9 protein-coding genes are annotated in these 15,087 nt (G+C 44.8%); all 9 read right to left on the minus strand.

The annotated features are described in order from the left end of the window. Positions 1–21: 21 nt before the first annotated feature. The 9 genes from C5745_RS01545 to C5745_RS01585 are packed head-to-tail and all read right to left on the minus strand — an operon-like array spanning position 22 to position 15,080. Positions 22–1,158: a prolipoprotein diacylglyceryl transferase gene (locus tag C5745_RS01545; RefSeq protein WP_105715176.1), complete on the minus strand. Its 1,137-nt coding sequence runs from the start codon at positions 1,156–1,158 to the stop codon at positions 22–24. Between the two features lie 10 nt (positions 1,159–1,168). Next, on the minus strand, positions 1,169–1,612 hold the full coding sequence (locus C5745_RS01550) for a hypothetical protein (protein ID WP_105715177.1): 444 nt from the start codon (positions 1,610–1,612) through the stop codon (positions 1,169–1,171). A gap of 37 nt (positions 1,613–1,649) precedes the next feature. Then, the gene (locus tag C5745_RS01555) at positions 1,650–4,694 is read right to left on the minus strand and encodes a SusC/RagA family TonB-linked outer membrane protein (RefSeq protein ID WP_105715178.1); all 3,045 of its coding nucleotides are present in this window, start codon (positions 4,692–4,694) and stop codon (positions 1,650–1,652) included. A 28-nt stretch (positions 4,695–4,722) separates the two neighbouring features. Further along, on the minus strand, positions 4,723–6,408 hold the full coding sequence (locus C5745_RS01560) for a RagB/SusD family nutrient uptake outer membrane protein (RefSeq protein WP_105715284.1): 1,686 nt from the start codon (positions 6,406–6,408) through the stop codon (positions 4,723–4,725). Positions 6,409–6,427: 19 nt separating this feature from the next. Continuing rightward, positions 6,428–9,505 (minus strand): SusC/RagA family TonB-linked outer membrane protein, encoded by a 3,078-nt coding sequence (locus C5745_RS01565; RefSeq protein WP_243403214.1) that lies wholly within the window; start codon positions 9,503–9,505, stop codon positions 6,428–6,430. A gap of 49 nt (positions 9,506–9,554) precedes the next feature. Beyond that, the gene (locus C5745_RS01570) at positions 9,555–10,544 is read right to left on the minus strand and encodes a DUF4961 domain-containing protein (RefSeq protein WP_105715180.1); all 990 of its coding nucleotides are present in this window, start codon (positions 10,542–10,544) and stop codon (positions 9,555–9,557) included. 5 nt (positions 10,545–10,549) lie between these two features. Then, the gene (locus tag C5745_RS01575) at positions 10,550–10,993 is read right to left on the minus strand and encodes a DUF5004 domain-containing protein (protein ID WP_105715285.1); all 444 of its coding nucleotides are present in this window, start codon (positions 10,991–10,993) and stop codon (positions 10,550–10,552) included. A 13-nt stretch (positions 10,994–11,006) separates the two neighbouring features. Next, positions 11,007–12,734 (minus strand): RagB/SusD family nutrient uptake outer membrane protein, encoded by a 1,728-nt coding sequence (locus tag C5745_RS01580; protein WP_105715181.1) that lies wholly within the window; start codon positions 12,732–12,734, stop codon positions 11,007–11,009. A gap of 60 nt (positions 12,735–12,794) precedes the next feature. Next, a complete protein-coding gene (locus C5745_RS01585; protein WP_105715182.1) occupies positions 12,795–15,080 on the minus strand; it encodes a GH92 family glycosyl hydrolase in 2,286 nt (761 codons plus the stop codon). Positions 15,081–15,087 lie beyond the last annotated feature (7 nt).

Raw genomic sequence — 15,087 nt, forward strand, 5'->3', positions numbered from 1 at the left:
GTCTATTTATCGATGACTAAGTTAACAGTTATTTTTTAGATATCCACCTAGTAGAAAAGCAAGCAATACCATAAAAAAACCGACCAATTGGGCTTCCGATAAATAGAGTCCAAAAACGTTAAATTTATAATTTACGCGTATAAATTCAATTAGGAACCGTTCTGTCCCCGTAATAAACAGATAAATAACAAATAGTCTCCCCGGTGTTTTGATACGTTCTTTTATTTTCCAAAGAATAGCAAAAACAAGTAATATGATGAAGGATTCGTAAAATGAAGTAGGAAATACCCCTTCCGGCAGTACATAACAATATTTGCCGTCACATCCCGAGATATATTCTCCTTGCCCAATAACATTATGGGGAAAGCGGAAGGACCACATCCAATCCGGCACCCAGGAGAACGGTTTTTCAGCGGCATTCACGACACCCCAGTCGCCATCGCCGGAAAGGTGGCAACCCATTCTCCCAACACCATAAGCGACTAACATCCCGAGCGATCCAACATCCGTCAGATGTCGCCAATCCATTCCCCTTCGCATGCCAATATATAGATAGCTGGCTGCACCAAAAAAAAGACCTCCCCAAAATGTGAGACCGCTGACATGCAGGATCTCAAAAATGGAATGGGAATGATGTAAATGTCCGTCCTCAAAAACATTAAATACCTTGGACCCGATAAAACCCGTTACGCCCACCCAAAGTAACATCGCAGGCAGTAATTCCTTCGGCCTTACATGTCTGGTTTCCGTCGTGTTCTTTCCAAAAATCAACTTTCTGTATAAGAAGCCTGTTAGCACACAAGCGACCAGCACGAACGCCAATCCGGCCGTCCAGTTTCCTTGTACCGAAAAAATAAAACGAAGCGGGTTATGGGAAAATGCCTCCAGATCCAACAACGCACCAATTCCCTTATAGCCAACCAAAAAGCCCAAAAGACCATATCCTAAAAAAAGGAACGATATAGCTTTCGCGCTCCACTGCATGTGTTCTTCGAAAGCTTTCAATTCTCCCCGTTTTTCTTTCCGCCCAAATTCACTTTTGAATACCAGATAAGAAAGTATAAAAGCCAACGTGACAAAAAAGCCAAAGGTTGGGATCGGCCAGGAAAAGTCCGTACCAAATATGTAATTGATTAACGAGGAGAACGTAGGAAACATATCCTGTCAATTATTGAAAATACAGCCCATCAAAAGAAACTGGTATCCCTCCCAAACTATAGGTTGACAATGAAAGATATTCCAAAGTGTTTGCCGTGAGCTCATCTGGTTTGTTACATTCAAAGTTTTGAGACGTAATACCTGAATAAGAGATTGTTATATTTATCGGGTAATAACTAACTCCCCCATTCCAAGTTATCTGCCCAGTGACCGTAATAGGTGTGGGAATAGGAACATTTATCGTTGTATCATTATCTGCATATACATATGCTACAATGCGATATCTATTCACGGTGGGAGAAGGATCCGGTTCTTTGTTGACAACAACTCGAATCTTATAGCTCGATATGGAAGGTTTGGTGACATCATTTTCTTTTAAATGTGTACCTCTTGCAGATAAAGTAAATACCCCAATTGTCAGGATTGCAAAAACTAAAATTTTAATTAAATTCATAGTATTAATATTAGATATGTTAAAGATTGATAATCACTTATAAGCCTATTTGAATCCCCAAATTAATAACGCGTTGATTTTGATAAGCATCCCCTGCCGTATTCGACGTTACCTCCGGGTCTTGCTGATACAGCGAATAATTTGTCCAGGTAAATAGGTTGTATCCACTCACGTAGGCACGCGCATTATTGATTTTGAAAGGTAACCAACGATCGGGCAACTGATAGCCCAACTCCACTGTTTTTAATCGAAGATAAGTCGCATCGATTAACCAGAAATCCGACATGTACGAGGAAGGACTACTGATCGTTGTAGGGTTCGTCGTTAGGCGCGGAAACTTCGCCGTTGAAGCTGTTTCAGCCGTCCAGCGTTCTTGGTGTATGGGCTGGAATTGGCTTTGGAACGGCTCAATACCACTACCCTGTACACTGAAGCTATAGCCAGTAGTTCCCTGTAACAATGCACTAAAGCTGAAACCTTTATAACTTCCGCCAAGTGTTAAACCAAAACTGGTATTGGGGATGTTCGGTCTACCTATCGTCGTTCTGTCATAATCGTCAATAATGCCATCGCCATTGAGATCCTTGTAGCGCAGGTCACCCGGTTGTACAATATATCCGCCGGTAGGTTTTGGACTATCCGGTATATTCTCTGCTGTATAAAACCCATCAAATAGATAGCCAATGGGCTGATTGATCTGATGGCCGGTCAGCTGTAACCATGGATAAGCCGGCATAGGCTCATCCTGAAATAAGATTTTGTTCTTGAAATAAGTCAATACACCCTTTACATTATAATTAAATTCGCCAATGTGGTTATTATAGTTCAATTCAAATTCCACACCGCGGTTGCGGACACGCGCTATATTCGTTGGAGAAACGCCCACACCGATATGTATAGGCAATGATTGTGATGTTACCAATTGATCATAACGAATATTGTTGAAATAATCCACGACTAAGGAGAATTTGTTTTTTAATAGGTTCATTTCCAGTCCTACATCAAACGAGCGCTGCTTTTCCCAAGTCACGCGCGGATTTCCTAAATTTCCCTCATAGATCGTACCCGAGGATTGATGTGTTTCTCCAAAGGAATATCCCCCTCCTCCGTTGTAGACCTGTTGAAACAGGTATCTATCTCCCGCCACCTTGTCTGAGCCAACAACACCGTAAGAGGCTCGAAGCTTAAACAGATCAACAAAATGGAATGCCTCCTGAAAGAACTTTTCCTGAGACAGGTTATACCCCGCAGAAACAGCAGGGAAAAGACCATAACGTTTATCCGATTGGAAACGATCCGAACCATTATAGGCCAAGGTCAGATCCACCAAATATTTCTCGCTGTAATTATAGCCCGTACGCCATGTAAAACCCTGGAAATTCTGCGGAATCCAGTTCGTGCTCCTGTCACCTTTGGTTTTATACGATTCCCTGTTGTATAATAAAAGCGAGTTAACGCGATGTATGCCAAAAGTTCTGTCGTAATTAAAATTGGCCTGAAAATTCATGCGGTTATTGTAATCACCTTGGTAAGCACGCAACGTATAATTACCTAAAACATAAGGCGAACCACCTTTCAGAAGATAACTATCGGTGTATGGGTAATACCGATACACAGGTATCTCGTCCCTAGCCTGCTCCCGTACGTTAGACTCCACGCTGGCATAGGCTATACGTGTCGAGAAAGACAAGCCTTTCGTCACCATATCCAATTCCTGCGTACCGCCAAATAAGATATTAATATCATTCCGTCTATCCAGATTATATCCTGCGGTGGCTAAGCGTGTGTTAACAGTGGGCAAAAGATCCTGCGTATCATTGGCATACGTATATGAACCGTTCGGGTTCAGGAAAGGAGCTGACCACGGACGTATTTTATTGAAATCAAACACCTCGCCAACGATATTACCTGCCCTAGGCGAATTGATATTACCAAAGTTTGTCCTGAAATCCAACCGTAATTTTAAGCTTTTAGTAGCCTGTACATCCAGGTTTGATCGAAGGTTATATCGTCTATAATAGTAATTATTATTGATCTGATCACCTTCATTGGAAAAGGTATACAAGTTACCATCCTGCGAAAATGCACCCCCTGAAATAAAATACCGAATGCTCTCGCTACCTCCCGAAATATCCACATTGGTATTATATTGAAAGCTCACCGGTTTAAAAATACGTTCATACCAGTTGATATCCGGATGACCATAAGGATCATCACCTAAGCGAAACCGCTCCAGTGATTCTGCACTAAAAGGTTGGTTGGTATTATCTCCATCTGTATTAGCGATAGCTTCATTCCACAGCAATGCACTTTCATAGGCATTTAAAAAATTTAGTCTTGTCACCGGACTCTGCATTCCCGATTCCGCACGGAAATTAATCCGTGGTGTCCCCGACTCTCCGCGACGTGTTTTTACCACAAGCACCCCATTTGCCCCTTTGATACCAAATACGGCTGTAGTCGATGCATCTTTCAGAATGGATATACTTTCGATCTCATTCACATTGATCTGAGACAATTGTTCGTACGTATATTCAATATCGTCCACAATAATCAGGGGTTGATTGCCCTCCGAGTTCAGCGAACTCACACCCCGGATATAAAAGTCGGAAGCATCCCGTCCAGGCTGACCAGAACGTTGAACGGAAACAAAACCAGGCAATCTACCTGTAAGCGCGTTCTGCACACTGGAAGTTGGTACATTGCGAATCTCGGCTCCTTTTATGGAACTGACGGCTCCCGTATTGGTCAATTTTTTGGTCGTACCAAATCCAATAACAACGACCTCATTGATATCCTGACTACTGGATTGGAGGATAATTTCTAAATCCTCCCCGCCTTTTACCGTTCTTTCCTGCGAGACATACCCCACACTTGTAAATACCAATTCTTTATTTCGGCTTAACGACAAACGGAATCGTCCGTTCCGATCCGTTTGTACAGAGTTCCCCCCCTTCTCCGAGATGGTTACGCCGGACAAAGGTCCGGCACTGTTTTTCACAACCCCCGTAACGGTCGATTGTGCAAAGGTTAAAAATGGCACAAAAACCATTATTATGAAGTTATATAATGCTCTTTTCATCACAATAGCTTATAAGATTAAATTGGTACTACCACTCCGGATTTTGTTCCATATTCGGGTTTTTAATGACCTCATTGAATGGAATCGGTGCCAGATACATTTTCTTTTCAAAATTCATCTTCAAAACGGGAACAGCTTGACGAATAGTCCCTGTACCCGTTTCGTAAATAACCATCGCATGTAGTTCCTTATTGAACTCCTGTTCGGCGATTTTCCACCTGCGCACATCGTAAAAACGATGCTCCTCAAAAGCAAGTTCTTTACGGCGTTCGTTCCGAATAACTGCCCGCATCTGTTCCTGACTCAATCCCGAAGGAAGCTCAAAAGGACTTAAACCGGCACGTTTCCGAATATTTTCAACCGCCTGATAAACCGCCTGGTCTGGCACGCTCAACCGTTCGTTTCGTGCTTCGGCATAGTTTAGCAACGTCTCCGCATAACGAAATAGGATATGATCATGGTTTACACCGCTGTAATTGACAGATTCTTCAAAGTTGCCCATGAATTTCCGCAGATAATACCCCGTCTTGGTCTGTTGCCTCGTTCCGCCGGGCTTATCCGCCCCACCTTCAAAAGTCTGAACCGGACGGCTCAACCACATCGCTCCATTATAAAAAACAGTAGCATAGAAACGCTTATCACGACCACTATACGGATCGTCCTCGTTATATCCCGAATTGGGATCTGTAATGTCCAAGCCATTGAGCATACCGAATGCCTCCACAAACTCCTGCGTAGGGCTGGTTCTTCCGTTGTTGACACCCGCGGCATACCCGATTGGCCCATTGTTATTCTCCACACTGGTGTTGTTTCCGCCCTGTTTCGAAAATATCCGCTCATTATTGCGGGTAATGAATACTTGCTTAAATTCCGGCTCCAATTGGAACAAGTTAAGGTCCATGACTTCTTTAGCCGCATGCTCTGCCGCCTGCCACCTAGCTACCGAAAAATCGGCATAACCCGTCAACGGATTCTGTCCGTCGATATTCCCGCCATTGTACAGCGGGCTTGCAGCGTACAATAAGATACGTGATTTCAACGCCAGCGCTGCTGCCTTCGTAGGCCGTCCGTAGTTAGGAAGGTCAAACGGATCCACGCGCAAGCTATCCCTTATCGCATCACATTCAGCTACGATAAAATCCACACATTCCTGAAAGCTATTACGTGGCAACTCTATATCATCGCTCAGTTGATAGACCTTTTCTCCCAGTAAAGGGATCCCACCGTGCCGTCTCAGCAGTTCAAAATAAAACATCGCCCGCAGAAAGCGCGCTTCCGCTTTCCACACACGCTTTAACGGCGTGCCGTTTGACAACTGGCCTTTCAACGGAACCCGATCGATATTTTGGATAAAAATACTGGCAATGCGGATCCCCGTATAGAAATCTGACCATCGATTGTCCGGATAACTATCGTCGGTGTAAGTGCCTAAAGCCAATTGCTGTACCGACGTATTGGTCGGGTTGGAAGATACAGCGTCATCTGTACCCGCGTCTAGGAAATCGCCACCGACCCTATTTCCCGTACTGGGAAGATAGCGGTAACAATCTGTCAAAAAGCGATTTGCATTGGTACCTGCTGAATCATTCGTATCGAAAACCTGCTCCAAGGTTTGTGTCTCGATAGGTATGTTTTCCAAGTCGCTCTTGCAAGAAGCGAATGCGAAGATTGCCACGGCAATCCATAAAGGCCATTTTAATTCTGTATATCTCATACCGGTATCTGTCTTATGTTTATAATTTGATATTGACACCAAAAACGATAGTCCGTTGCGCCGGATAAGCTGCATTTCCGGAAATCTCTGGATCCAGTCGATCATAGGACGTAAAGGTGAAAAGGTTCTGCGCGTTGGCAAAAATACGAAACGCAGAAAGGCTGATCTTGCGGCTTAAATGGGTGGGAATCGTATAGCCCAGGTCTAAATTTCTGACCCGTAGATACTCTCCCGAGCGCGTCCAATAGCTGGAGGTATTGAGATAAGGTGTGTTCGTCGGATCAAAACCAACCGTCAGACGAGGGTAAGTCGCCGTTTCGGCTGTCTCCGGCGTCCAGCGTCCCATCATATACGAATAGCCCTGGCTATCGCCATTGTTGCCAAAGGCGTAATCCATTTGTTGGTAAGTCCGGTTCGCAACACCTTGTAAAAGCACACTAAAATCAAACCCGGAGAAGCTAAACCCAAGTGTAGCACCATAGTAGATCATAGGTTTCGTGTTGCCGATCGCCGTTTGGTCGTGTATATTGATGATGCCATCACCATTCAGATCGACCAGCTTTACATCCCCTGGATGTACCGCATTACCACCTAATAACGGGGCTGCATCCGCCTCTTCCTGCGTCTGTATCAATCCGTTTGCCAAATATCCAAACGTTTGGCCGACTGGCCTACCCGTACGATAATTCCAAGCATAATCGCGCTGCATTTCGTTCATATAAAGCACTTCTGTGCGCATACGGGACGCATTGACCGAAATAAAATAGTTAAACTTGCCCACATTGTTTTGATAGGTCAGGTCGATTTCCTGTCCTTCGAACAGATTTTCGCCGATATTTTCATTGGGATAGCCTATCCCAATAATCTCGATCGTCGACCCTCGCTGTTGAAGCAGGTCGTAATAACGATCTCTGTAATATTCGGCCGTCAGCCGGAACATGGAATTCCATAAAGCGGCATCCAAGCCGATATTGAATTTATTACCTTTCTCCCAAGTGGCGTTCACATTGGCTAACCCCCTCTCCTCCAAACTATTGATATACGAGTATTCCGAACCAAACTCGTAGCCATTGTTACCTCCCTGTCCGTAAGCCGCGCGCCAACTGTAGTAACCCAAAGCGCCTTCGTTGGTATTCCCCGTTTTTCCATAGGTAGCTCTTAATTTCAATTGGTTCAGCCAATCTGTTTGTGTGGATAGAAACGATTCCTGTGCCAAATCCCAGCCTATACCCAGTGCATAAAACGTTCCGTATTTCCTACCCGGCTGAAAGCGATTGAAGCCTGAATAGTTCACCGCCAGTTCGGCATAGTATTTTTGCCTATAAGCGTAGTTACCCGTTGCGGCAAAGTTGGTATGGATAGCAGGCAGATCAAACTGGTAGTTAGCTGTCTGCTGATCGACAAATAACTTTCCGCCTACCTCGTGGTTATCGGCAATTTGTGTATTATATCCAATTGCGCCCTGAAAATAAACAAAATTTGCCGTAGAAGTGGTTGAAAATGAATTGGGCTGATCCGCAATGTTTCCATACCTTATATAGGTCAATTCACCAGCATCATTGTATTGCGCATCAAAAACCGGTTGCTGCCGATATCGGTTAACGAGGCTAGAGGAAGTTGCCGATACATTCACCTTTCCCTTCGCATATAAACCCGGCAACCATTGGTCAAATTTATAGTGGAAATCCAAATTTGCAAAAACGTCCCTTGTATTATCGATCAAGTAACCTGAACCCATTACTTGCTGATAAAGATTCGTTCTGAACTGGGGAGAACCTCCGTAGGAACCATTATCATTAAAGATGGGGTAAGCATTGTTAGGCGTAGCAAAAAGAGCATCCATAATGTTTGACGTTCCGGCTCCCGGCTGTCTACCATCCTGAATACGACCGAAAAGCTGCAATCCGATAGTGAAATCTTTCGTAACATCCACATCAATGGAACTATTTATCAAGTAACGGCGTTGACTCACATTGGTCGCATAGTCAAATTCATCCGACTCCCTAAACATCCCTTCTTGATTTAAATAGCTGAGCGAAAGCGCATACCGGGCATTGCGGATACCTCCGTTTACCCCCAAATTGTATTTTGTAATCGGACTATTGTTCCGCAGCACCGCATCATACCAATTTACATCCGGATACAACAGTGGCGAGTTTCCGTTCCGGAAAAGCTCAAATTCTTCCTGCGAGTAGGCCGGTAGCCGTCCAGTGTTCGCCAAGGCTTCGTTGTAGAGGTAAGCATATTGATAAGCATTTAACGGTTCCGGCACCTTCAATGCTTCCTGCATACCTGTCTGCGCCGTAAAGGAGATCCGGGGAGGGCCTGCCACACCTTTTTTGGTGGTAATCTGCAATACCCCTCTTGAACTACGCTGTCCTAACAAAATGGAGGATAGCGCATCTTTCGCAACGGTAATGGATTCAATGCTTTCCGGGTCAATGGAATAGATTTCCCGTTGCACACCGTCAATAATCGTGACCGGCTGCTGTCCTCTCAATTGAAAGAAGACCTCGCTATTATCACTGAGTGTGGAGCTGTATTTTGTACCTTCCGTAGGCAAGGAACCCGCAAGATCACCATAGGTAATGGCCGTTGACCGTGCCGAGCGAAAACCACTGCTTTCCTGCGTATAAAACCCGGGTAGTCTCCCGGTCAACGCATTTAAGTAAAGTGGTGTCGGTGTTGTTTTAAGCTGATTGTTATATACACTAGATACAGCCCCCAACAGATTTTGATCTGTTTTTTGATCATAAAGCACGTCCCGTGTTTCTTCCTGTTTTAGATAATTGGCCACCATCGCTATCTGGATGCCGGACGCAATCGCGATCTTTTTGGGGTAATATGCCGGATGCCGGACAATAATCTCCGTCCCCGCGCCCACCTCCACATCCACCTCTCCTGATTCGCTCGTTTCCCCAAGTAGCTCATCCGTTAAGGAGTATACCTCTGCTCCCAAGAGCGGTTTTCCGTATTCGTCAACGACCTTCACCGGTAACCCATTCACACTTTGCCGGAAAGAGCGAGCCAAAACACTATGCTGTCCGACAAAAAGACACAACATAGCTATTAAACTGATTTTTATATACTGATTCATCGTATTTCAGATCATTTTTTGATTCATATTCCTTGATTGCTTCAAGACCTTAATCACAGCGGAAAGTATATCGAAAAGGTTCTTCCGTATTGCCATAACCCACCGTCTTTGTACCATCCGCGTCGGTGAAATAATATTCCAATCGGGCGATTTGCTTCCCTTTTTCAAGCGCAAAAAATCCCCTTGGCCAAATATCAATACGAAACTGTCTACCGCCTATACTGCTCATTTTTGTCTTGTCATTCCGCTCAACCACCTCTCCGATCAGCTGATCCTCACCGTCAAATGCATAGGCGTGCAAATAAACTTCATTCAGCCCGTCCAGTGCTGTGTTCATCACTCCCCCATTGAAAACGAGGGTAATAATATCGTTGTCCAGACTTCTTACCGGCTGGATGGTACCCAGCTGCGGGTTGACAAAGTCGATCAGATCACCCTCGCCACCGGTCACCTCAAAGACATCCGAAAAAGTGAATTTCTTATACTGATCGTCCTCAGGCCGTAAATTTTCAATAGAAGACCCCACATAGAAGCCCAAACGGGCCAACATATTTTCAGATCCTACATGACATGCAACCTGCACATCGAAGTCTATATCTTCATTGTTGGAAAACGTATACGATTGTGTACTCCGGTAAATAATCCACTCGAAATCGTCCACGAGGTTTGGACCGATGCCGAACATATTCTTGGCCGCCTGGTGCCAGCTCACACCCGATACCGGCTCTATTTCCGAATCCGGTATCATGCGCAATGTTCCGTTTCCTTTCGGACTGGTATAGGTCAGTACGGCCTGCTCTTTTGCGTTCCAGCTTTTCGGAACCATAATCCCCGCAAGCAGTTGGGTCGTATACGTTCCAGGTTCCTCTATACGAGGTTCCGCACCACTGTGCATCACGAAGATCACGCGTTCATCGACCTGCGCTTGTGCCGGGACAGTGACCGTCAATGCTGTTAGCCCACAATGGACTAAAAAGATGGTCAAAGACAATCCTACCAGAATATATAAATACACGAGGTTTTGAAATGGTCTTTTCATGGTTATTAGTTTTCACGTTCAAAATTATATTGGTAGGTATTGCCGGCACATCCCAGACTGAATGAAAGACTTAACTGTCTTTTTCCACGCACCACCGGATACTGAAGTTTCACCGCAACCTGTTCCGATTCTCCATCAGCCGTCAGCAGTACACTGAAAGGATACTGCGGATCATTCAACGTGTAGGTTCCGGATCCCGCTAATACAAATGGTAATTCATTTGCTAAGATATAGCTCCCGTCCGCTTTGAAATCTATACGAAAATCGGTCAGATTTAATCGTTGGCTCAAATCTTCGCCATTTCTCGTCAGCTGGATCACTTTCCAGCTTCCGGTTATGTCTTTAACGGGCTCATCGGTAACGATATTTGCCATCTCATCCTCACAAGAGGCATGAAATAAATAGCCAAATGCAACAAAGACAAATAGTAATAATTGCTTGATTTTCATCTCTTCTTTTCTTTTAATATCCAGGATTTTGTAATAGGTCAACAGATTTCGCAATTTCCGATTGCGGAATTGGCCAAAGATACATGCGCTGGTTAAACACTCGTTTTCGCACATCGATCGTATTATACGTCGTAACACCTGCTACGCGTACAGGTTCGGTACCATGTAGCTGGCGGTTTTCCACCGTTTCAGCAATCTTCCAACGACGCACATCGAAAAAACGATGGCCCTCGAACGCCAGTTCTTTTTGTCTTTCGTTTTGAATAATTTCGCGCATATCTGCCTGCGAGAGGCCCGTCGGCAAGGTATGAGGGGAAAGCCCAGCTCGTTGACGGATGGCTTCCACAGCTTCATAGACCTTCCCATCCGGTGCAGCAAGATGTTCATTACGTGCTTCGGCATAGTTCAGCAGGATCTCTGCGTACCGGATAATCGGTAGGCATCGTGGCGTTTCGGTATTGAACTGATCCACCACCACAAACCGGTGTATCATCTTATAGACATAAAAACCCGTCGGCGTACCCTTATAGATTGCATCCTGCCCCGAACTAACGTTGTTGGGATTGGTTTTATCGATAAAAATATTGACAGGCCGACGCGCTAAGCCGTCTCGATGAAAAGCCATGGATTGGTCGCGTGTAATCGTATTCGCCAATCTCGGGTCCCTACCGTTATAGGGGCGTGCCGGATCATAGCCCGAATTGGGATCGTCTATAGATAAGCCATTTCGCATACCGAAAGCGTTTACGATTTCCAAGTAAGGATAAGCGCCGGGATTACCCACCCCAAAAGTAGGTGGATTCCAGATCGCTTCCAGTTCCCGGTTGCCGCCTTGCATCCTCGCCAAGAGGTATTCGCTATTTTTACGCAAATGAAAAACTTCATAAAAACCATAACCGGGCTCAGTGGTATTGTTGAGGTGTAGGCTATACTGACCAGATGCTATCACCTCTTCCGCTGCCGCTTCTGCCCGTTCCCATCTTGCTTGATCCACATTAGGGTAACCTACAATACTACGTAAGGGCTCTTCTGTGGCCAATCCTCCTCCATTAAAAAATGGACTGGCCGCATAAAGTAATACCCGCGATTTCAACCCGTAACAAGCGGCCTTATTGACACGTCCGTAATTTTCGCCGGTATGTACCCAGGGGAGATCTTCAGCAGCGGCATCACACTCCTGCACAATATAATCCACACATTGCGCAAAGGTATTCCGGGTAAAAGGAATGACATCATCAGCACGGTAAACACTATCCCCCATTAACGGAACACCCCCGTAATGCTCCAGAAGAATAAAATAATAATATGCTCTCAAAAAACGTGTTTCTGCCGTAGCCCGCACCTTGATATCGTTCGCAAACTGCGCGTCGGGCAAATTTTTAAGCATGATGTTGGATCTGCGGATGTTCGTATAACAGGTGGACCAGGCGTCTTTTGTGATCATATTCGCGTTGACCGTTCCCGTCGCAAATTGTATAAACGTGTTAACTGTGCCCAATCCGGCTCCTTCAGCTTCGTCCGTACTGGCGTCTAATCCCCCTCCACCAAAACGCTTGGGTGCCGTGGCAAAACCTATATTTTCATATATCCCCGAAAGAAAATTAATCGTGTAGGCGCTATCCGAAAAGACAACTTGTTCGTTCAGATCCGTCGACTGTGTCGAATCCAAAAAACCCTGTTTTTCGCACGACACCAATGCCAGTATGGCACATACTGCGTAAATCAAATACTCCTTGTTCATAATTTAATTTATAATGTACTATAATTTATCAAGCTATTGTTTTCCCATCAACGTGCGGAGCTACTCTCCTTCGAGCCGGCTTAACGAAAACGGTCGGGCTTCTTTCGACACGCCCCCATTCCTATTGGGAGAAGCCCCCATCACAAACTCCAGTTTCCCCCCGTTTATGATATCCTCATACGGTATGAAATTCCTATCGTAAGGAACACCATTCAACTGAGCAGACTGTATATAGACATTCTCAGCGCTGTTATTCTTTGCGATCACGACAAACTCTTTTCCGTTTTCCAGCTTCACGGTAGCTTTCTCAAAAACTGGGCTGCCAAAAACATACTCATCCGTTCCCGGACATACGCTATAAATCCCCAACGCGCTCAACACATACCAAGAAGACATCCCACCTTGATCTTCATCTCCCGGAAAGCCTTTTTCTGAAGCATTGTATAGCTGGGACATGACTTTACGCGTCCGCTCCTGCGATTTCCAGGGCTGCCCGCTGAAATTGTATAAATATGCAACGTGCTGTACCGGTTGATTACCATGTGCGTATTGTCCCATTTTGGCCAAGCGCATTTCCCGCATCTCGTGTATTTCCTGTTTATAACTGCCATACTTGATCGTCTGTTCCATCGTGAATAGAGAATCTAATTTTGCGTTGAAACGATCGACGCCGCCCATGAGATTAATCAGTCCGTTTATATCGTGCATCACCGACCACGTATATTGCCAGGCATTGGCCTCCGTGAAAGCACCACCCCATTCCACCGGATCGAAGTCCGGCATCCATTCCCCGTTTGCCAGTCGTCCTCGCATAAATTTGCTATCTTTATCAAAAACGTTGACGTAATTATACATCTGGCGAGCAAATATATTTTCGTAGAATTTATTCCCCGTCATTTTTGCCAGTTGATAAGCACAAAAATCATCGTAAGCATACTCTAATGTTTTAGCGGTGCTTTCATGCAAATCATCTTTATAAGGAATATATCCTTTGATAAAGTAGTCTTCCCAACCCTGTCTACCATTCGAACCGCCATAAAAACCTTTATTGGTTACCTCATGATAATAAGCGTGCAAAGCACTATCGGAATTAAACGTACGCACCCCTTTTACCCATGCATCCGTTAGTAAGGAAATCGCATGGTTCCCGATCATTACGCCGGACATACCCGGATTAGACCACGTTGGGAGAAAGCCGGCCTGTTGCTGCGCATCCAACAAAGACTGCATATAGCGTCCCTGCATTTCACGATGTAGGATATTGCTCAATGGAAATTGTGAACGAAAAGTATCCCAAAAGCCATTATCCGTATACATATAGCCGGGGTGAATCTTTCCGTCGTACGGGCTGAAATAATAGGGGTTACCCGCTGGATCAATTTCATAGAACTTACGGGAAAAAAGATTGGCACGAAACAGACAAGAGTAGAAGGTTGCTTTTTCTTCTTCTGTTCCCCCTTCTACGACGATGCGGTTTAACCAGGTATTCCAAACATCGAACGCTTTGGTTTTGGTCGTTTCAAAATTTTTATCTCCGTCCAGCTCCTGTTTTAAATTCCGTAATGCTTGATCGGGGTCAATATAGGAAGATGCCATTTTGACTTCTACACACGCGCCCGGTTTAAATTCCAGGTAAGCGCCAATGCCTTCTCCTTCATCCGTTCTATTTCCCGAAGAGATTTTATTCGCTCTATTTTCCCACGTGCCATAACTCTTAAAATCCTGGTTGAAGACCAGCACAAAATAGTTACGGAAGTTTTCGGGAACGAACCGACCATTATTAACATAGCCGATAATTTTGCGCTCTTCCGGAATGATCTTGACTTGGCTATGCTTAAGAAAACCGTCTAAGACCAAATAAGCCTTTTCCTTTTTCGGAAAAGAGAACCGCATGTGCGCACCGCGCTCTACCGGACTGATCTCTGCTTGTATCCCATTGTCAAACTTTACGGAATAATAATGTGGTTTAGCAATTTCATTATCATGGCTAAAAGGCAAAGCCCTTTCATCTTCGTTGACGATGAGGTTCCCCTTTCCCGGCATCAGGGAAAAAACCGCATAATCACCCATCCACGGGCTACATTGGTGTACCTGCTGAAAGCCACGGATCGTATTCGCCTTATAGGTATATTTCCAACCATCACCATTCTTTCCTGTCTGTGCCGAAAAAAAATGCATCGCAAAAGGCAAGCCCACCGTAGGGTAAGTATTTCCATAGGACAACGCCCATTCAGAATCCGTCCCCTGCAACGTATTCACATACTTTACCAAGTCTTTTTCCTGTGTATAACCTGTGGCTATCCCAAGCGGGAAAAGAATAACCCAAACTAATTTTTTTATTCTCATCACTATT

Source organism: Sphingobacterium haloxyli, assembly GCF_002980525.1.
Lineage (GTDB): Bacteria > Bacteroidota > Bacteroidia > Sphingobacteriales > Sphingobacteriaceae > Sphingobacterium > Sphingobacterium haloxyli.